This window comes from Pseudochrobactrum lubricantis, assembly GCF_041929865.1.
GTDB classification, from domain to species: Bacteria; Pseudomonadota; Alphaproteobacteria; order Rhizobiales; family Rhizobiaceae; genus Pseudochrobactrum; species Pseudochrobactrum saccharolyticum.
This window is the reverse complement of sequence record NZ_JBHEEE010000002.1, coordinates 427,553-444,892: the sequence shown is the minus strand read 5'-3', so window position 1 is coordinate 444,892 and position 17,340 is coordinate 427,553. Positions and strand designations below refer to the sequence as shown.

Genomic DNA, 17,340 nt, shown 5'->3' with positions numbered 1-17,340 from the left:
AATCAGGATCATGTTCCCGCTGCCGCTAAACATTTGTTTTTCTGACCGCAATCTGACTGGCGGATATAATTCGGTCAGACATTATACCGGAGTGGCCCGTGTCTATTGTGCGCGTTTACTGGAGATCCCTGCAATATCTCTCAGCCGAGAGAACAGCGACAGCGCTTATCGTGCTGGCGAATATTGCGCTTGGCGTGATCACCATTTTTGAACCTGTGCTGTTCGGTCGGGTCATTGATGCGATTTCGCAAAAGACCGTGATTATCCCGACCCTCGCTCTATGGGCAGGTCTCGGTGTGTTCAACATTATCGCCGTGGTACTGGTTGCACGCGGCGCTGACCGGCTGGCGCATAAGCGCCGTCTCGGCGTCCTGACCAAATCTTACGAAGGCATCATTACAATGCCACTGGCATGGCATCAGCAGCGCGGCACCTCCAATGCATTGCACACGCTGATCCGTGCAACCGACACGCTGTTCACGCTGTGGCTGGAATTCATGCGCAACCACCTCACCACCATTGTGGCGCTGGCTGTGCTGATCCCGACCGCGCTCAGCATGGATGCGCGCCTGACACTGGTGCTGATGGTACTCGGTGCGATTTATGTAATGATCGGCCAGCTGGTTATTCAGAAAACCAAAGATGGTCAGGCTGCGGTTGAGCGCCACCATCACAAAGTGTTTGAACATATCAGCGATACAATCAGCAATATTTCCGTATTGCAGAGCTACAACCGCATCAATGCGGAAGCCTCTGCCCTGCGTGATTACGCGGCAACTCTGGAAAAAACCCAGCGTCCGGTGCTGAACTGGTGGGCACTGGCCAGCGGTCTGAACCGTATGGCTTCCACCATTTCCATGGTGATCGTGCTGCTGATCGGTGCCTATCTGGTTTCCAAAGGCCAGCTGCGTGTCGGTGAAGTGATTACCTTTATCGGCTTTGCCCAGCTGATGATCGGCCGTCTCGACCAGATCAGCAATTTCATCAACCAGACTGCCTCTTCACGCGCGAAACTCGAAGAATTCTTCGCAATGGAAGATGCTGTGGCCATGCATGAAGAACCACAATCTGCCAATGATCTGAAAAATGTGCAGGGTGAAGTTGTCTTTGACAAAGTGACCTATGAATTCCGCAATTCCGGTCAGGGCGTCTATGATATTTCCTTCACTGCCAAAGCCGGTCAGACCGTGGCAATTGTCGGCCCGACAGGTGCCGGTAAAACCACACTGATCAATCTGCTGCAGCGTGTTTATGATCCTGTGGCCGGTCATATCAGCATTGACGGCACAGATACCCGCAATGTCAGCCGTTCATCGCTCCGCAAAGCTATGGCAACCGTGTTTCAGGATGCCGGTATGTTCAACCGCTCGATTGAGGATAATATCCGTATCGGTGCGGAAGGTGCGACCAATGAAGAAGTGCATGCCGCTGCCAAAGCTGCCGCTGCCCACGAATTCATTCTCGCAAAAAGCGAAGGCTATGACACAGTTGCCGGTGAGCGCGGCTCGCAGCTTTCCGGTGGTGAGCGTCAGCGTCTGGCGATTGCCCGTGCTATCCTCAAAGATGCACCAATTCTGGTGCTTGATGAGGCTACTTCTGCGCTTGACGTGGAAACCGAAGGCATGGTCAAACAGGCTATTGATGATCTGAGCTCTGACCGCACAACCTTCATCATCGCGCACCGTCTCTCGACTGTACGCAATGCCGATCTGGTGCTGTTCCTTGATAAAGGCCACATCATTGAAAGCGGCAGCTTCAATGAGCTGGCAGCCAAAGGCGGTCGTTTTGCCTCGCTGCTGCGTGCAGGCGGCCTGATGGCCGAAGAAGCAGACCTGACAAATGACATTGATGAAAACAGCAATGTCACGCGCTTCCCTTCAAAGGCTTCCGCATAAAGCACGTCAGAATCTAAATACAAGGAAACCCGGCTTGAGCATTTTACAGCTAAATATTTATTTAGCGTCGTATAAATGCGGCTCAAAAAAGGGTTAGAGCGGTGTGCATGATTCAACTCATGCACAAACCGCTCTAACCACCGGGTTTTATTGTATTATACGATATTATTTTTGATTACGTTCAATCCGCAACTTCGCCCAATAATCGAGGCGTTTGCGGATTTCCCGCTCAAAGCCACGCTCCGGCGGATTATAATATTGCTGACGCCCCATCTTTTCAGGGAAATAATCCTGACCTGAAAAGGCATCCGGCTCATCATGATCGTAGCGGTAGCCTTCATTATAGCCCTCATCCCGCATCAGCTTGGTTGGTGCGTTGAGAATGTGCTTCGGCGGCAGCAGAGAGCCGTTTTCTTTGGCAGCGCGTCTGGCGGCTTTATAGGCCATATAAACACCGTTGGATTTTGGTGCGGTTGCCAGATAGACACAGGCCTGTGCCAGCGCCAGCTCCCCTTCCGGTGAACCAAGATAATCATAGGCATCCTTGGCAGCATTACAGATGACAAGCGCCTGCGGGTCGGCAAGACCGATATCCTCCACCGCCATTCGTACCAGACGGCGCCCGAGATAGAGCGGGTCTTCCCCCGCATCAAACATGCGGCTTAAGTAATACAGTGCTGCATCAGGGTCTGAGCCGCGCACAGACTTATGCAGTGCCGAGATCAGATTGTAATGCCCGTCCTGCCCTTTGTCATAGACCGGCGCACGACGCTGAACGATGTCCTGCAATTGTTCAGCGGTAAACACTTCTTCCGGCCTTGCCGCACGCCAGACTTCCTCAGCCAGTGTCAGCGCCGCACGGCCATCACCGTCTGCCATACGCACCAGACTGGCACGGGCATCCGCATCCAGCGGCAACGGCTTCTGCTCCACCTCTTCAGCTCTGGCCAGCAATGTGGTGATGCTCGTCTCATCATGCGGCTTGAAGGTCAAAACCCGCGCACGCGACAACAGAGCGGCATTGAGCTCAAATGACGGGTTCTCAGTCGTCGCGCCGATCAGCACAACCGTGCCGTCTTCCATAACCGGCAGAAAACTATCCTGTTGCGCACGGTTGAAGCGATGTATCTCATCGACAAACAACAAGGTCTGACGACCGGACATGCGCCGTGCCCGTGCCGTTTCAAAAACTTTCTTGAGATCAGCAACACCGGAGAAAATTGCCGAGATCTGCTCAAAAGCCAGATCCGTATGACCGGCCAGCAATCGCGCTATCGTGGTCTTGCCGGTTCCGGGAGGACCCCAGAAGATCATTGAGCCGAGGCTGCCGGAAGCAATCATACGCGAGAGAATGCCCTGCTCGCCGGTCAGATGCTCCTGCCCTGTGACTTCACTCAAGTCTCGCGGACGCATACGGTCGGCCAGCGGACGGTTACGATCAGCTAAAGGATCAACAGCAGATGAAAATAAATCACTCATAGCAACAGGCCGGATTGCTTTCGCAAACCGGCCTCCCCGTTTCAATCATGCACAAGCGATTTCAGAAAATGAGGCTTCCCCTCAACCGCTTGTGATAAAAATCAGCGAACAAACTGACGGTAAATTACACCATCGCGCTCAATATCCAAACGCCATAATGCACTGCGTCCGGCAGAAAGCACAGCCAGCAGATCGTCGACATTGGCAATGGCTGTACCATTCACGCCGCGCACAATGTCACCAGCCTTCAAATTCATTGCCTGCGCAGGTGTGTTGTTTTTCACACCGCTGATAACCACACCGCGTGTTGTCGGTGCGAGACCGGATTTGCGTGCCAGTTCCGGTGTAATATTCTGCACCTGCGCACCAGCCAGAGGATTACGACCTGTGACTTCCCGTGCAGGCGCTTCTTTTGGCGGCTGGGCAAGCGTAACAGCAACCTCACGGGATTTACCGTCATTCAGCACAGTCATCTGCACTGTCTTGCCAATACCGGCAGTGGATACGCGATAGGCCAGCGCATCCGGATTATCGACCTTCACACCGTCAATTGCTGTAATCACATCACCGACTTTAATACCGGCTTCTGCCGCAGGGCTTTTTTCAACCAGATCAGTAATCAGTGCACCGGAAGGCTGTCTCAGGCCAAGACCGGCAGCAATATCCGGTGTAATCGCCTGAAAAGTTGCACCGACATAAGGGCGCTCGAATGTGTCACTGCCGCTCTCCGCAGATTTTACCACAGCTGAAACCATATTCGACGGAATAGCAAAACCAATACCGACAGAACCGCCGCTACGCGAATAAATCGCCGTGTTGATACCAATCAGATTACCGTTCATATCAATAAGCGCGCCGCCGGAATTACCCGGATTAATCGCTGCATCGGTCTGAATGAAGAAGTCGAAATCCGAGACACCAACCTGTGTACGTGACTGCGCAGAAACAATACCGCTGGTCACGGTCTGTCCGACACCAAACGGATTACCGATTGCCAGCACCAGATCACCGACCTCAACCTTGTCGGAATCAGCAAGCTTAACCGTTGGCAATTCTTCCTTGGCATCAATTTTCAGAATCGCCAGATCGGTCGTCACATCATTGAGGAGCAGCTTTGATGAGAATTCACGGCCATCAGCCAGCGCGACTTTAATATCATCCGCACCGTCAATAACGTGATTATTGGTCACGATCAGACCGGAACTGTCCACGATCACACCGGAACCCAGCGACTGCTCCAAACGTGGCTTATTTGGACGCATTTGACCGCCGAAGAACTGTTCAAAAAACGGATCACCGGCAAATGGCGAACGCTGCTGCACTTTACGGCCGGCATAAACATTCACCACCGCACCGGCAGTCGACTTCACCAAAGGCGCGTAGGAAAGCTGAATGTCGCTATGGGACTGCGGTACCTGTTTCTCGGCAATTGCAGGTGTGCTCACGGCAGGCGCAAACACAGAAATTGTTCCCGCTGCAATAACGCCGGTGAGTAAAACAGCCAGACCGGCCTTGTAAATTTTACCTAAGCGCCCCGATTTATTGACCGGATCATTCTGCAGATGTGAAGCCATACTTGTATCCCACGTTTCGGAAACCGACTGATTAGGATGAATATAGGCTTCAAAACCAGACGGAAAAGAGGCCGGACAACAAACATAAAATTAAATTATTGTAATAAAACAGAAGCTTATGAAAAAATCATAAGATGCTTCAATATTTTAAATCTATTACCAAAGAACACTCGCGCAATTGCAAAACGAGAAAAATGAAATAAGTTAAATTTTAAACAAATATTTTTTTGGAACTAAAAGTAAGAATATGCTCAAAACACTCATAATAAGTATAATAATTATTTCCAGCTCAAACATCCCAATCATAAAAAAACATAATCAAAGCCTGGATGAAAAATACAAAAATCACACTCAATATAAACAAACACATGAAATTTGTGAGAAAAATACATATGGCCTCGGCCTGATATATGGCCATACAACTTATTACACGAGGAAAAGTGCAAGCACGCAGGCTCTCACTCTAGGTCGAAAATTGTACAAAACGCGCACAGAAGCTGAGTATATCAGGCAATGGGCACAAACACAGATTGATTTCCTGCAATGTATGGAAAAAGCAGGCTTCTCAATTTCCAAATAAACCAACCAATAAAAAAGGGGCCGTAAGGCCCCTTAATTTATATAATCTGCGTTAAACAGATATTATGCAGCTTCTGCTTCAGCAGCTTCAGCTTCAGCTTCAACGCGTGCGCGATCAGCAGCGCCTTTAGCAGTGATGTCGCGTTCTACGAACTCAACAACAGCCATCGGAGCGTTGTCACCGGTACGGAAACCGGCTTTCATGATGCGGATATAGCCGCCGTGACGGTCAGCATAACGGGTTGCCAGAACGTCGAACAGTTTCTGAACCAGCTGTACATCGCGGATAGCCGAAATGGCCTGACGACGTGCATGCAGATCACCGCGCTTGCCGAGAGTGATGAGCTTCTCAACGATCGGACGGATTTCCTTTGCCTTAGGCAAAGTTGTTACGATCTGTTCGTGTTCAATCAGCGAAGCAGCCATATTGGCGAACATTGCCTTACGGTGGCTTGCAGTCCGGTTCAGCTTACGGAGTGTCTTTCCGTGGCGCATGAGCCTTCTCCTTTAAAATCTATCTTCCGGTCGCAACCGGTCTCAATATTGATCTTCGTAGCGCTTAGCGAGATCTTCGATATTTTCCGGCGGCCAGGTCGGGATTTCCATACCGAGATGGAGTCCCATCGACGCCAGAACTTCTTTGATTTCGTTCAGCGACTTGCGGCCGAAATTCGGAGTCCGCAGCATTTCGGCTTCTGTCTTCTGGATCAGATCGCCGATATAAACGATGTTATCGTTCTTCAGGCAGTTTGCAGAACGGACAGACAGTTCCAGTTCATCCACTTTCTTAAGCAGAGCCGGATTGAATGCGAGTTCAGCAACCTGTTCCTGCGGAGCTTCCTTCTGCGGCTCGTCAAAGTTGACGAAGATCGCAAGCTGGTCCTGAAGAATACGGGCTGCATAAGCAACTGCATCTTCACCAGTGACAGAGCCGTTGGTCTCAACATTGAGGATCAGCTTGTCATAATCGAGAACCTGTCCCTCACGGGTGTTTTCGATCTTGTAGGAAACCTTACGTACCGGTGAATAGAGGCTATCAACCGGAATAAGACCGATCGGAGCATCTTCAGCGCGGTTACGGTCAGCAGGCACATAGCCCTTGCCCGTATTGACAGTGAATTCCATGCGGATTTCAGCGCCCTCATCGAGGGTGCAGATGACGTGATCCGGATTAAGGATTTCAACATCACCAACCGTCTGGATATCACCAGCCGTTACGACGCCTGGTCCTTCCTTGCGGACAACCATGCGCTTAGGTCCATCGCCTTCCATACGGATAGCGATTTCTTTAACATTCAGTACGATATCGGTTACGTCTTCACGCACGCCGTTGATCGACGAGAATTCATGCAGAACGCCGTCAATCTGAACAGCAGTCACCGCAGCACCGCGCAGCGAAGAAAGAAGAACGCGACGCAGCGCGTTACCCAATGTCAGACCGTAACCGCGTTCAAGCGGTTCAGCCACAACAGTGACCTTATTCTTCGAGCCCTGGGTAAGAAAATCAACCTTGTTAGGCTTGATCAGTTCCTGCCAGTTTTTCTGAATCATGTGCTTTCCTTTAATCTAGCTTTGCCACTATCCAATCGTGGCAACAGAGAGCGGAAACCACGAAAGACCTGAACATAAGTTCGGGCCCTTGCGGCGATGGACTGATTAGACGCGACGCTTCTTGCGAGGACGGCAACCATTGTGCGGGATCGGGGTCACATCACGGATCGAAGTGATTGTGAAACCGGCAGCCTGCAGAGCGCGAAGTGCGGATTCACGGCCGGAACCCGGACCGCAAACTTCAACTTCCAGCGAACGCATGCCGTGTTCCTGAGCCTTCTTGGCGCAATCTTCAGCAGCGATCTGAGCAGCAAAAGGAGTCGACTTACGCGAACCCTTGAAGCCCTGTGCACCGGCTGAAGACCAGGCAATCGCATTGCCCTGTGCGTCAGTGATAGTGATCAGTGTGTTGTTGAACGACGAATTAACGTGAGCAACACCCGAGGAAATATTTTTACGTTCGCGACGACGAACGCGACCGGCATCTTTAGCCATAACTAGTCCTTCCAATTGATCTCGACACCGCCGTAATACCAGCGGCTCCACCGACATATCCAGCCATCAGGCAAGACATGTCTGGATCTGTTTATTGGCACCTCTCGGAGCCAAATCTTTAAGACGCCCCGTAAACGGAGCATAATCTGCGCTTGTCTCTGATCTGCTCCATAAAGCTTAGGCAGAGACGAGCAAATACCGGAGCCGTTTTATAAAACAGCTCCGGTACCAGCAAATTACTTCTTCTTACCGGCGATTGCCTTTGCAGGACCCTTACGGGTACGAGCATTGGTATGGGTACGCTGACCGCGAACCGGCAGGGAGCGACGATGACGCAGACCGCGGTAGCAGCCCAGATCCATCAGACGCTTGATGTTCATCGAAACTTCACGACGCAGATCACCTTCAACGCGGTAATCACGGTCAATGGTTTCACGGATCTGCAGAACTTCAGCATCTGTCAGCTGGTTTACACGGCGATCAAGCGCAATGCCGACCTTTTCCATGATTTCAGCAGCAAATTTAGGGCCGATACCGTGAATATACTGAAGTGCAATGATCGCACGCTTATTCGTTGGAATGTTTACGCCAGCAATACGTGCCATGCGCTTTCTCCTGTATGAACCGCAAGATAACAGCCGCATCGGCATGTTTTATAATCATACGGTAGTTTAAAATATTACAGCACCGGAAAGCCGGTTCACGCTGTAATGAGCTCTACCGAACGCTATCCGCAAGTTGTTCTCGCAAAAATCTGCGAGTTAACGGCTAATAACACGTCCGAAATCCAAGAGATCCACCGGATTTTCAACAAAGCCGGATCTGTTCTCTATGCCTGCACCGAACCACCGGATACAGACAGCATAAAAATGAACGAAACCGGAAAATCGGTTGCGCCCATCTGAATTAAGCGAATTGTCGCTGTCTTTGACGGAATCGTGAGGAAAAGTCAACCTCTAAGAGAGAACAGGCGTAAATGCTTATCATTTCGTTAAAACTAAATTGCAAACACCTGCTTCTAAAAGTCAAAGCGCCGACCCGATATTATCAGATCAGCGCTTTGGATTTTCAAAAAGACCGGATCCGACGATCAGGCAGGAAGCAGAAGTTTTTCAATCTCTGCTGTAACATCAGCCATAGCGGCCATGCCGTCTACCAGCTTCAGTTCACCGGTACCTGCATAATAATCAGACAAAGGTGCGGTTTTCTCACGATACTCAACCAGACGCTTGCGGAAAGCCTCAGGATTATCATCTGAACGGACAGTACCACCTGCAGCAATGGTTTCCGCAACGCGGTTTTCCATACGCTTGATCAGAGCAGTCTCATCGACCTTCAGTTCAATCACTGCATCCAGTTCAGCATGCTTTTCTTTCAGCATACCTGTCAGCGCCTGCGCCTGAGGCACTGTACGCGGATAACCGTCAAGGATAAATCCGCCTGCACAGTCCGGCTGATCGATGCGATCCGAAACAATCGCATTCACGATCTCGTCCGAAACCAACTGACCTGCATCCATAACTGCTTTGGCACGTTTACCGACTTCAGTCTGTGCGGCAACGGCCGCACGGAGCATGTCACCGGTTGAGAGCTGGGGAATGGCATATTTTTCTGTGAGAATTTTTGCCTGAGTTCCCTTGCCTGCACCCGGAGGTCCTAAAAGTATGAGTCTCATCTCGCCCGTCTTCCCCCACGAAGTTTGGATTTTTTAATCAGCCCCTCATATTGATGAGCAATGAGATGACCCTGAATCTGAGCAACTGTATCAAGTGTTACGTTGACAACAATAAGCAGGGACGTACCACCGAGATAGAAAGGTACACCGGCCGCTGAAATCAGGAACTCAGGTACAAGACAGACAATCACGATATAGATAGCGCCAACCACTGTGATGCGGGTCAGAACATAATCAATATATTCAGCAGTACGCTCACCCGGACGGATACCCGGAATAAAGCCCGAATGTTTCTTCAGCTGGTCAGCAGTGTCCTTAGGATTAAAGACAATCGCTGTATAGAAGAAGCAGAAGAATGCCATCAGCGCCGCATAGAGGAACATATAGATCGGCTGACCGTGACCGAGAGCGGCCAGCAGCGTACTTCCCCAGGCAGGCATATTTTCTGTATTTGCGAAACCGGCAACAGTTGCAGGCAGCAAGAGCAGCGAAGATGCAAAGATCGGAGGAATAACACCGGCAGTATTCAGCTTCAGCGGCAGATGCGAAGTTTCGCCCTGCGCCATACGGTTACCCACCTGACGCTTCGGATACTGGATCAGCAGACGACGCTGTGCGCGTTCAACAAACACGATCACTGCGATCAGCGCAATTGCGAGAACAATCACACCAAGGATCAGCGCTGTTGACAAAGCACCTGTACGGCCGAGTTCGAGCGTACCGGAGATAGCCTGCGGAAGGTTTGCAACAATACCTGCGAAGATGATCAGGGAAATACCGTTACCGATACCACGCGCAGTGATCTGTTCGCCGAGCCACATCAGGAACATTGTACCGCCGACAAGCGTAATCACCGAAGTGATACGGAAGAACAGTCCCGGCTCAGACACAATACCGCTGCCGGATTCAAGCCCCACAGATATTGCATAGGCCTGTACAAGCGCCAGAAGCACCGTACCGTAACGCGTATATTGATTGATAACTTTACGTCCGGCTTCGCCCTCTTTCTTCAGTGCTTCAAGAGAAGGCACCACAGAGGTCATAAGCTGTACGATAATCGATGCCGAAATATACGGCATAATCCCGAGCGCAAAAATCGCCATACGGGCAACAGCACCGCCGGCGAACATATTGAACAGCCCCAGCACACCCTGGCTGTGCTGCTGGAACGACTGGGCCAGCGCGTCAGGATTAATGCCCGGCAAAGGAATATAGGTACCAAAACGATACACAAGCAGAGCCCCGAGCGTAAACCAGATACGCTTCTTGAGCTCAGTCGCCTTCGAGAAGGCTGAAAAATTCAAATTGGATGCAAGCTGTTCAGCAGCCGATGCCATGAGATTACTCCGGTCTGTCGTACGTCAGAATCTGACGCCCCTCCCCAGATATGCCCATAGACAACAAGGCGCAAGTAGGCACATGCAATCAATAGGCATAAAGTTGAAAACGGCGGCACTAAGGCCGCCGTCTTGAAGGTATTTCTGAGGCCTTATTCGGCAGAAGCAGCTTCAGGTAATTTTACCGAACCGCCTGCTTTTTCGATCTTTTCGATCGCAACCTTAGAAGCACCGGCAGCTTCAATCACCAGCTTAGCTGTGATTTCGCCATCGGAAACAACGCGGAAACCATCCAGAGCGCGACGGATGATACCGGCAGCGATCAGGGCTTCAGAGGTAACAGATGCTTTTGCATCCAGCTTACCGGCATCCACAGCTTCCTGAATGCGACCAACCGACACAACATTGAACTTCTTAGCGAAGATGTTGGTGAAACCGCGCTTTGGCAAGCGACGGTAGATTGGCATCTGGCCGCCTTCAAAACCATTGATGGACACGCCTGAACGGGACTTCTGACCCTTCACACCGCGACCACCGGTCTTGCCGGAGCCGGAACCGATACCACGGCCAACGCGTTTGCGGGCCTTGGTTGCACCTGGGTTTTCACGCAGATCATTAAGTTTCATGATAATTCTCCTGCGCTTGATTAAGCTTCGTCCACAACGCGGACGAGGTGCGCAACCTTGGCAATCATACCACGAACGGAAGGTGTATCTTCCAGTGTGCTGCGGCGGCGCATTTTGTTAAGACCGAGACCAACGAGCGTAGCGCGCTGTTCTTTCGGACGACGAATTGGGCTACCAATCTGTTCAACGGTAACCGTTTTGCCTTTAGTCGAAGACATAACTTTGTTCCTTAAGTCCTTGCGGGGCTAACACCCCTCACCCAATGGTTATTCTTCACCGGCAACTACGTCGTGACGACGAGCCTGCAGTGTGGAATACTTAATACCGCGCTGTGCAGCGATATCTTTCGGGTGCATCTGATGCTTCAGCGCATCAAAAGTTGCACGCACCATGTTGTATGGATTGGATGAGCCAAGCGACTTGGCTACAACGTCCTGAACGCCGAGGGTTTCGAAAACCGCACGCATTGGACCACCAGCGATGATACCTTTACCGGCAGGTGCCGAGCGAAGAAGAACCTTGCCGGCGCCATGACGACCCTGCACATCGTGGTGCAGTGTACGGCCTGAGCGCAGCGGAACAAAAATCATATCGCGCTTGGCAGCTTCAGTTGCCTTGCGGATTGCTTCAGGCACTTCGCGAGCCTTACCATGACCAAAGCCTACACGGCCCTTCTGATCACCAACAACGACCAGAGCAGCAAAACCGAAACGACGGCCGCCTTTAACAACTTTGGCTACGCGGTTGATGTGTACCAGCTTATCGACGAATTCGCTGTCACGCTCTTCGCGGGCGCGATCTTCGCGATTACGTTCTTTCTGTGCCATTTCCTAATTCCTTTTTCTTTTCCGGAAGCACAAGTGAAACATTAACAAGCTATTAAACCCGAAAATGCACAAATTGACACCCGCAGTTCAGCTCTCTGATAAATCAGAAACCAAACCGGAAGTGTCATTACATCAGACCAGAACCGTAAACGGTTATGAAAATATGATGCGTAGTCAGCTTACAGCAATAAAAAGTGAGTCACTTAAGCCTCACGGCGCTGTAATACAGAAAAAATGTCGTCAAATGCAAGCACCTGACGACATTTTTTAATTTTATTAGAAGCTGAGACCAGCTTCGCGTGCTGCGTCTGCAAGAGCTTTCACACGGCCGTGGAAAATATATGCACCACGATCGAAGACAACTTCTGCTACACCGGCTTTAGCGGCGCGTTCTGCAACCAGCTTGCCAACTGCAGCGGCAGCTGCACTGTCTGCACCAGTCTTCAGGGACTTTTTAAGGTCACCGTCAAGGGTGGAAGCAGCAGCAACAGTGTGACCACGTACATCATCGATAATCTGTGCATAGATATTCTTAGATGTACGATGTACGCTCAAGCGCAGGCGGCCATTCGAAACAGCTTTGAGCTGACGACGAACGCGTGCAGCACGGCGCTGAATAGTTTGTTTAGGCGATGCCATAACACGTGTTCCTTATTTCTTCTTACCGGCCTTGCGGACGATAACTTCACCGGCATACTTAACGCCTTTACCTTTATAAGGTTCTGGCGAACGGTATTCGCGGATCTCGGCAGCAACCTGCCCGACAACCTGCTTGTCAATACCAGAGACAACGATTTCCGTTGGCTTAGGTGTTGCAACAGTGATGCCAGCTGGAACATCGTATACAACTTCATGGCTGAAACCCAGCGAAAGCTGAAGGTTTTTGCCCTGCATAGCAGCACGATAACCAACGCCGGAGATTTCAAGTTTCTTTTCGAAACCGTCTTTAACACCGACGAAGATGTTGCTGATCATGGTACGGGCCATGCCCCACTTAGCGCGGGCGTCTTTCGACTGGGACAGAGGAGTAACGCTTACTGCGCCCTCTTCCATCTTCACGCTTACTTCATCACTTACGACGAACTTCAGTTCGCCTTTTGTGCCTTTGGCAGTAACAGTCTGACCATCAACGCTGGCGGTCACGCCTGCCGGAACCGGCACGGGTTTTTTACCGATACGAGACATTGTTAACCCTGTCCGTTTCTATGTTCACCACTCAGCCACATCAGAAGATGCGGCAGAGCAGCTCACCACCAACGTTTTGCTCACGAGCCTGATGATCAGCCATTACACCCTTAGGGGTGGAAAGAATGCTGATACCAAGGCCGTTAGCGACCTGAGGAATCGACTTTACTGAAACGTAAACGCGACGGCCCGGCTTGGAAACGCGGGTCAGTTCACGGATTACTGGCATACCTTCGTAATATTTCAGTTCGATTTCGATTTCGGATTTACCGTTGTCAAAATCAGTCTGTGTATATCCGCGGATATAGCCTTCAGCCTGCAACACGTCCAATACGCGTGCACGCAGCTTGGAAGCCGGGGTTGTAAGCTTGGTCTTTTTACGACCGATAGCATTACGGATGCGGGTCAGCATATCGCCGATAGGATCTGACATAGTCATATTATAACTCTCCTTACCAGCTCGATTTCACGATGCCTGGCACCTGGCCGAGCGAACCCAGCTGGCGCAACGCAATACGCGACATCTTAAGCTTGCGGTAGAAACCGCGTGGACGTCCGGACACTTCGCAACGGTTGCGAATGCGAACCTTGGAGGAGTTACGTGGCATCTCAGCCAGCTGAATGGTAGCGCGGAAGCGCTCATCCAGAGGCAGGGACTGATCCATAACAATTGCCTTCAAACGTGCACGCTTTTCAGCATGACGCTTAACCAACTTTTCGCGGCGCTTGTTTTTTTCGACTGCGCTAGTCTTGGCCATTTTTGATTACCTCGCTACGCTTGCCGTTACTGGCGGAACGGGAAGTTGAAGGCGCGCAGAAGAGCGCGGGCTTCATCATCCGTTGGTGCAGTCGTGCAAACGATGATGTCCATGCCCCAGATCTGATCAACTTTATCGTAGTTGATTTCTGGAAACACGATGTGTTCCTTGATACCCATGGCGAAGTTGCCACGACCGTCAAAGCTTTTAGGATTCAGACCGCGGAAGTCGCGAACGCGTGGAAGCGCGATCGTGATCAGACGATCCAAAAATTCGTACATACGCTCACCACGCAGGGTGACTTTCGTACCGATCGGCATATCTTCACGGAGTTTGAAGGTAGCGATCGAGTTGCGTGCACGGGTGACAACGGCTTTCTGACCGGCGATCTGAGACAGATCTTCGGCAGCACGCGCAGGCTTTTTGGAGTCTGCAGTGGCTTCGCCAACACCCATATTGATTACAACTTTCGAAACGCGTGGAATCTGCATTTCGTTGCTGTATTTGAACTCTTCAAGCATAGCTTTACGGATTGTATCCTTATAAAGCGTCTTGAAGCGTGGTTCACTCTTTGCTTCAGCCATCGATCGACTCTCCGGAACGTTTTGCTACGCGTACCTTCTTGCCGTCTTTTTCGACGAAACCAACGCGGGTTGGTTTACCGTCTTTAGGATCAGCAATCGCCAGGTTTGACAGATGGATTGCGGCTTCTTTCGAAATAATGCCGGCTTCCTGAGTCTGTGTCTGACGCTGATGGCGCTTAACAATATTGATACCGCTTACGAAAGCCTGATCTTCTTTCGGCAAGACCTTGATCACTTCACCGGTACGGCCCTTGTCCTTACCGGCAAGCACAACAACGCGGTCGCCTTTGCGAATCTTTTGCATCGTCGAACTTCCCTTACAGAACTTCTGGAGCCAGCGAGATGATCTTCATGTGGCTCTTAGCGCGAAGTTCACGCGGAACCGGTCCGAAGATACGAGTGCCGATAGGCTCTTTCTTGTTGTCAATCAAAACAGCAGCATTGTTATCAAAACGGATAACGCTACCATCTGGGCGACGAATGTCTTTGGCTGTGCGAACCACAACCGCTTTCATTACGTCACCTTTTTTAACGCGGCCACGAGGAATCGCTTCCTTGATGGACACCACAATGATGTCACCAACGGAAGCGTATTTCCGTTTCGAGCCGCCCAGCACCTTGATGCACATGACACGACGTGCGCCGGAGTTATCCGCCACGTCGAGGTTTGTTTGCATCTGAATCATGACTGGCCGCCTTCTTATCTCTCAGCTGGTTAAGGGCTCCTGCCCTACCTAAGCTGCGTGTTTAATGTTAGCCCGTTGCTTAGTTCGCGAGAACTACCCAACGTTTGTCTTTCGAAATTGGAGCAGATTCCTGAATGGAAACCTGATCGCCAACCTTGAACTGGTTGTTTTCGTCATGCGCTTTGTACTTCTTCGATTGACGAATAATCTTCTGAAGCAGTGGATGCGCGAAACGGCGCTCCACTTTAACAACGACAGTTTTGTCGTTCTTGTCGCTGACGACAACGCCCTGCAGAATGCGTTTAGGCATTATTTAAATTCCTTATGCCTTGCTTTCGGCCGCCTTCTGGCGGGCAATAGTCTTAATACGTGCGATGTCGCGGCGAACCTGCTTCACACGTGCGGTTTTTTCTAACTGACCAGTGGCTTTCTGAAAGCGCAGGTTAAACTGCTCTTTCTTCAATCCACCCAACTGTTCAGTCAGCTGGTCGAGGCTTTTCGCCCGGATGTCTGCGGCTTTCATAGCTGTCTCTCTTATTCAGCGATGCGTTGAATAAAACGCGTCTTGATCGGCAGCTTCGCAGCTCCGAGTCGGAGAGCTTCACGTGCCACATCTTCAGGTACGCCGTCAAGCTCAAACATAACACGACCTGGTGCTACGCGGCATGCCCAGTAATCAACTGAACCCTTACCTTTACCCATACGGACTTCGGTAGGCTTGGAAGTTACTGGCAGATCCGGGAAGATCCGGATCCATACACGACCGGCACGTTTCATGTGACGGGTAATAGCGCGGCGAGCGGCTTCGATCTGACGTGCGGTAACGCGTTCAGGCTCGACTGCCTTCAGACCGAAAGCACCGAAGTTCAGATCCGTACCGCCCTTGGATTCACCGTGAATACGGCCCTTGAACTGCTTACGGAACTTTGTGCGCTTAGGCTGCAACATTGTTCTCTACTCCAATATTCTAACCGAAAACGCTTAAAATTAAGCGTTTTCGCGGCGGCGGTTCGACTGCGGACCCTGAGCGTCGGCTTCAATCGCACGACGTTCGGAAGCCATTGGGTCATGCTCAAGGATTTCGCCTTTGAATACCCAAACTTTCACGCCGCAGATACCGTAAGCGGTCTGTGCTTCAGCTGTACCGTAGTCAATATCAGCGCGCAGAGTGTGAAGAGGAACGCGACCTTCACGGTACCATTCCATACGAGCAATTTCTGCACCGCCAAGACGACCCGAACAATTAATACGGATGCCTTCTGCGCCGAGACGCATTGCGGACTGAACAGCACGCTTCATAGCGCGACGGAATGCCACACGGCGTTCCAGCTGCTGAGTGATCGACTGAGCAATCAGGGTAGCGTCAACTTCTGGCTTGCGAACTTCAACAATGTTGAGAACCGCATCAGAGTTGGTCATATCGGAGAGCTTCTTACGGAGCTTTTCGATATCTGCACCCTTCTTACCGATAATGATGCCCGGACGAGCCGAGTGAATGGTCACACGGCACTTCTTGTGCGGACGTTCAATCACGATTTTGGAGATCGCAGCCTGCTTGAGTTCTTCAGTCAGGTATTTGCGGATCTTCAGATCTTCATGAAGGAGCTTACCGTATTCGCCGGTATTCGCGTACCAACGCGAATCCCAGGTACGGTTAATGCCCAGACGAAGACCGATCGGATTAATCTTCTGGCCCATTATGCGGCCTCCCCTTTTTCGGCGACTTCGCGGACAACGATGGTCAGGTGAGAGAACGGACGTTCAATCCGGCTCGCCTTACCACGGCCACGCACATGAAAGCGCTTCATGACGATCGACTTGCCAACAGAAGCTTCCGCGACGATCAAAGCATCAACATCGAGGTCGTGATTGTTTTCTGCGTTGGCGATTGCCGATTCAAGCGTCTTCTTAACTGTCTCTGCAATGCGCTTGCGCGAGAATGACAGATCAGCAAGTGCCGCGTTGACTTTCTTGCCGCGGATCAGAGCCGCGACAAGATTAAGTTTCTGCGGGCTAACGCGAATCGTGCGGGCGACGGCTTTCGCCTCGTTATCCTTAAGCTGGCGCGGAGCCTTGGCCTTGCCCATAC

24 protein-coding genes are annotated in these 17,340 nt (G+C 51.1%); 1 reads left to right on the top strand and 23 read right to left on the bottom strand.

What is annotated here, in order from left to right:
• Positions 1 to 98: 98 nt before the first annotated feature.
• A complete protein-coding gene (locus tag JNC80_RS06580; RefSeq protein ID WP_151159010.1) occupies positions 99 to 1,895 on the top strand; it encodes a glucan ABC transporter ATP-binding protein/ permease in 1,797 nt (598 codons plus the stop codon).
• A 165-nt stretch (positions 1,896 to 2,060) separates the two neighbouring features.
• Here the strand turns inward: JNC80_RS06580 and JNC80_RS06575 are convergent, their stop codons facing one another.
• The 23 genes from JNC80_RS06575 to rplV all read right to left on the bottom strand — a co-directional run bounded on the left by JNC80_RS06575 (position 2,061) and on the right by rplV (position 17,338).
• Positions 2,061 to 3,374 (bottom strand): replication-associated recombination protein A, encoded by a 1,314-nt coding sequence (locus JNC80_RS06575; RefSeq protein WP_376709821.1) that lies wholly within the window; start codon positions 3,372 to 3,374, stop codon positions 2,061 to 2,063.
• Between the two features lie 101 nt (positions 3,375 to 3,475).
• A complete protein-coding gene (locus JNC80_RS06570) occupies positions 3,476 to 4,948 on the bottom strand; it encodes a DegQ family serine endoprotease (protein ID WP_376709820.1) in 1,473 nt (490 codons plus the stop codon).
• 642 nt (positions 4,949 to 5,590) lie between these two features.
• Positions 5,591 to 6,022, bottom strand: coding sequence for a 50S ribosomal protein L17 (gene rplQ, locus JNC80_RS06565; RefSeq protein WP_376709819.1), 432 nt, complete (start codon positions 6,020 to 6,022; stop codon positions 5,591 to 5,593).
• Positions 6,023 to 6,064: 42 nt separating this feature from the next.
• A complete protein-coding gene (locus JNC80_RS06560; RefSeq protein ID WP_022710963.1) occupies positions 6,065 to 7,078 on the bottom strand; it encodes a DNA-directed RNA polymerase subunit alpha in 1,014 nt (337 codons plus the stop codon).
• 105 nt (positions 7,079 to 7,183) lie between these two features.
• Positions 7,184 to 7,573: a 30S ribosomal protein S11 gene (gene rpsK / locus JNC80_RS06555; protein ID WP_022710962.1), complete on the bottom strand. Its 390-nt coding sequence runs from the start codon at positions 7,571 to 7,573 to the stop codon at positions 7,184 to 7,186.
• A gap of 236 nt (positions 7,574 to 7,809) precedes the next feature.
• Positions 7,810 to 8,178 carry a 30S ribosomal protein S13 gene (gene rpsM, locus JNC80_RS06550; RefSeq protein WP_022710961.1) on the bottom strand — a complete coding sequence of 123 codons (369 nt, stop codon included), beginning with the start codon at positions 8,176 to 8,178 and terminating at the stop codon, positions 7,810 to 7,812.
• Positions 8,179 to 8,663: 485 nt separating this feature from the next.
• The gene (locus tag JNC80_RS06545) at positions 8,664 to 9,248 is read right to left on the bottom strand and encodes an adenylate kinase (protein WP_022710959.1); all 585 of its coding nucleotides are present in this window, start codon (positions 9,246 to 9,248) and stop codon (positions 8,664 to 8,666) included.
• A complete protein-coding gene (gene secY, locus JNC80_RS06540) occupies positions 9,245 to 10,585 on the bottom strand; it encodes a preprotein translocase subunit SecY (protein WP_022710958.1) in 1,341 nt (446 codons plus the stop codon). Before secY ends, JNC80_RS06545 begins: the two co-directional genes overlap by 4 nt.
• Positions 10,586 to 10,737: 152 nt before the next feature.
• Positions 10,738 to 11,211 carry a 50S ribosomal protein L15 gene (gene rplO / locus JNC80_RS06535; RefSeq protein ID WP_075654834.1) on the bottom strand — a complete coding sequence of 158 codons (474 nt, stop codon included), beginning with the start codon at positions 11,209 to 11,211 and terminating at the stop codon, positions 10,738 to 10,740.
• A gap of 20 nt (positions 11,212 to 11,231) precedes the next feature.
• A complete protein-coding gene (gene rpmD / locus JNC80_RS06530) occupies positions 11,232 to 11,429 on the bottom strand; it encodes a 50S ribosomal protein L30 (protein WP_022710956.1) in 198 nt (65 codons plus the stop codon).
• Between the two features lie 48 nt (positions 11,430 to 11,477).
• Positions 11,478 to 12,038 (bottom strand): 30S ribosomal protein S5, encoded by a 561-nt coding sequence (gene rpsE, locus JNC80_RS06525; protein WP_022710955.1) that lies wholly within the window; start codon positions 12,036 to 12,038, stop codon positions 11,478 to 11,480.
• A 276-nt stretch (positions 12,039 to 12,314) separates the two neighbouring features.
• Complete coding sequence (gene rplR / locus JNC80_RS06520; RefSeq protein WP_075654833.1) at positions 12,315 to 12,677, bottom strand: 50S ribosomal protein L18; 363 nt, start codon at positions 12,675 to 12,677, stop codon at positions 12,315 to 12,317.
• A gap of 12 nt (positions 12,678 to 12,689) precedes the next feature.
• Entirely contained in the window at positions 12,690 to 13,223 is a 534-nt protein-coding gene (rplF, locus tag JNC80_RS06515; RefSeq protein ID WP_022710953.1) for a 50S ribosomal protein L6, read from the bottom strand.
• A 40-nt stretch (positions 13,224 to 13,263) separates the two neighbouring features.
• Entirely contained in the window at positions 13,264 to 13,662 is a 399-nt protein-coding gene (gene rpsH, locus JNC80_RS06510; RefSeq protein WP_022710952.1) for a 30S ribosomal protein S8, read from the bottom strand.
• A gap of 13 nt (positions 13,663 to 13,675) precedes the next feature.
• Positions 13,676 to 13,981: a 30S ribosomal protein S14 gene (rpsN, locus tag JNC80_RS06505; RefSeq protein WP_022710951.1), complete on the bottom strand. Its 306-nt coding sequence runs from the start codon at positions 13,979 to 13,981 to the stop codon at positions 13,676 to 13,678.
• A gap of 26 nt (positions 13,982 to 14,007) precedes the next feature.
• Positions 14,008 to 14,565: a 50S ribosomal protein L5 gene (rplE, locus tag JNC80_RS06500; protein WP_022710950.1), complete on the bottom strand. Its 558-nt coding sequence runs from the start codon at positions 14,563 to 14,565 to the stop codon at positions 14,008 to 14,010.
• A complete protein-coding gene (gene rplX / locus JNC80_RS06495) occupies positions 14,558 to 14,869 on the bottom strand; it encodes a 50S ribosomal protein L24 (RefSeq protein ID WP_022710949.1) in 312 nt (103 codons plus the stop codon). The genes rplE and rplX overlap by 8 nt, the downstream gene beginning before the upstream one ends.
• 13 nt (positions 14,870 to 14,882) lie before the next feature.
• The gene (gene rplN, locus JNC80_RS06490; RefSeq protein ID WP_022710948.1) at positions 14,883 to 15,251 is read right to left on the bottom strand and encodes a 50S ribosomal protein L14; all 369 of its coding nucleotides are present in this window, start codon (positions 15,249 to 15,251) and stop codon (positions 14,883 to 14,885) included.
• Positions 15,252 to 15,330: 79 nt separating this feature from the next.
• Positions 15,331 to 15,561: a 30S ribosomal protein S17 gene (gene rpsQ, locus JNC80_RS06485; protein ID WP_022710947.1), complete on the bottom strand. Its 231-nt coding sequence runs from the start codon at positions 15,559 to 15,561 to the stop codon at positions 15,331 to 15,333.
• Positions 15,562 to 15,573: 12 nt separating this feature from the next.
• Entirely contained in the window at positions 15,574 to 15,774 is a 201-nt protein-coding gene (gene rpmC / locus JNC80_RS06480; protein WP_022710946.1) for a 50S ribosomal protein L29, read from the bottom strand.
• Positions 15,775 to 15,785: 11 nt separating this feature from the next.
• Positions 15,786 to 16,199, bottom strand: a complete 414-nt coding sequence (gene rplP / locus JNC80_RS06475) for a 50S ribosomal protein L16 (RefSeq protein WP_022710945.1) — start codon at positions 16,197 to 16,199, stop codon at positions 15,786 to 15,788.
• A gap of 39 nt (positions 16,200 to 16,238) precedes the next feature.
• Complete coding sequence (gene rpsC / locus JNC80_RS06470; RefSeq protein WP_022710944.1) at positions 16,239 to 16,949, bottom strand: 30S ribosomal protein S3; 711 nt, start codon at positions 16,947 to 16,949, stop codon at positions 16,239 to 16,241.
• A complete protein-coding gene (gene rplV, locus JNC80_RS06465) occupies positions 16,949 to 17,338 on the bottom strand; it encodes a 50S ribosomal protein L22 (protein WP_022710943.1) in 390 nt (129 codons plus the stop codon). The genes rpsC and rplV overlap by 1 nt, the downstream gene beginning before the upstream one ends.
• Between the last annotated feature and the right edge of the window lie 2 nt (positions 17,339 to 17,340).